The 1,728-nt window shown below is 61.9% G+C and carries 2 protein-coding genes; both read right to left on the reverse strand.

Annotation, left to right across the window (positions count from 1 at the left end; genetic code table 11):
* A partial coding sequence (locus A2I95_RS35560) for an SLC13 family permease (protein WP_291737260.1) occupies window positions 1-794 on the reverse strand: 794 nt, incomplete at its 3' end.
* A gap of 213 nt (window positions 795-1,007) precedes the next feature.
* Window positions 1,008-1,728: TIGR00282 family metallophosphoesterase (locus A2I95_RS35565; RefSeq protein WP_291737261.1), on the reverse strand; the 721-nt coding region annotated here is incomplete at its 5' end.

Here is a 1,728-nt window from a genome sequence, read left to right on the forward strand (position 1 = left end):
GAGTCATCGCCGCGGATCACGTCGATCAGCCGCACGCCAGGGCGTTTGAAAAGCTGCACGCCGGTGACTTCGCGGCCGATCAGGTTGCTTTCGGGTGGGATCACCGCTTCGGTGAAGAACTTCATCTTGGATTTGTCGCTCAGCAGCATGGCCATGCTGTCACGGTCCGGCAGCAGCCGCGGTGCGACAAAGCGCAGGTAGATCATGCCATAGATGACCAGGATCACGCCCAGCGGCGTGACCTCAAAAATAGTGAAAGGCTGCAGGCCCTGCGCCCGCGCAACACCATCCACCAGCAGGTTGGTCGAGGTGCCGATCAGTGTCAGCGTGCCGCCCAGGATCGCCGCATAGCTGAGCGGGATCAGCATCTTGGAGGCGGAAACCTTCAGGGTGCGGGAGATCTGGATGAACACCGGGATCATCACCACCACCACCGGCGTGTTTGACACCACGGCTGAGGCCGCAACCACAAAGGCCATCAGCAAGGCAACCGCAAGCTTGGGGCTCACCTCGGCCTGCTTTTTGGCGATTTGAGTGAAGGCATCCAGCGCACCGGTCCGCACCAGGGCGCCCATGATGATGAACATCGCCGCAATGGTCCAAGGCGCCGGGTTGGACAGCACTGGCAGCGCCTCATTGTAGGGCAAAACGCCGGTGGCCAGCATTGCTGCAACGCCGGTCAGCGCCACAACTTCGGTGGGATAGGTTTCGCGCAGAAAAGCCACGAACATGGCCAGGACAATGGCTAGGGCCAGGACCGCGCTGCCGGAATCACCTAGTTGGAAAAACTGCATATACCGTGACGATGCCTTATTGTTTCAGGCGGGTTTAGCGCGCTGCTGCACGCTCCGCCATCGCGCAGTTTCCCTGAAACCCTTGGCCTGAGCAAGAATTTCCGCGCCCGCCCCGCTGCGGAGGCCTGGATTCGGGAATTTATGCGGAAAATCGCGGCTGCACCGGCAATTCATCCCGCCACAAGCTGCACTGCGTGGCGGAAAAGCACTCCGTTAGGGGGCCGCCTCCTGCAGCAGGCCGCCGTTGCGCACCATGCGAATCTGCTTGGCAGCCCCTGTGCGGTCGTCTGTCTCGACAAACACGCCGGACAGGGTGGCCGCGCCGTTTGCAGGGGTAAAGCGCGCCTTGGGCATTCCGGTCAGGAAGCGGCGCATCGGCTCGGCCTTGTCCATGCCGATGACCGAATTGTAATCGCCGCACATGCCGGCATCGGTCAGATAGCCGGTGCCTTCGGACAGGATCTGCGCGTCAGCCGTTGGAACATGGGTATGGGTCCCGACCACCAGCGAGGCACGCCCGTTGCAGAAATGGCCCATCGCCATCTTCTCGGAGGTGGCTTCGCAATGCACATCCACAATGATGGCCTGTGCCAGCCCGCCCCGGGGGTGCGATTTCAGCACCGCCTCAACCGCGCCGAAGGGATCATCGAAAGCGCGTTTCATGAACACCTGGCCCAGCACCTGCACCACCAGCACCTTGCGCCCGCCCGGAGCCTGGAACAGCCGGAAACCGCGGCCCGGCGCACCTTTGGCAAAGTTCAGCGGCCGGATAATGCGCTGTTCCTTCTCAATGAACTGCAGCATGTCCTTTTGATCAAAGGCATGGTCGCCCAGAGTCAGGCAATCAACGCCGGCCTCCAGCAGCAGCTTGGCGTGCTCGCCGCTCAGCCCCATGCCGTTGGAGGCGTTTTCGCCGTTCACCACAACAAAATCG

The organism is Leisingera sp. F5, from assembly GCF_001593695.1.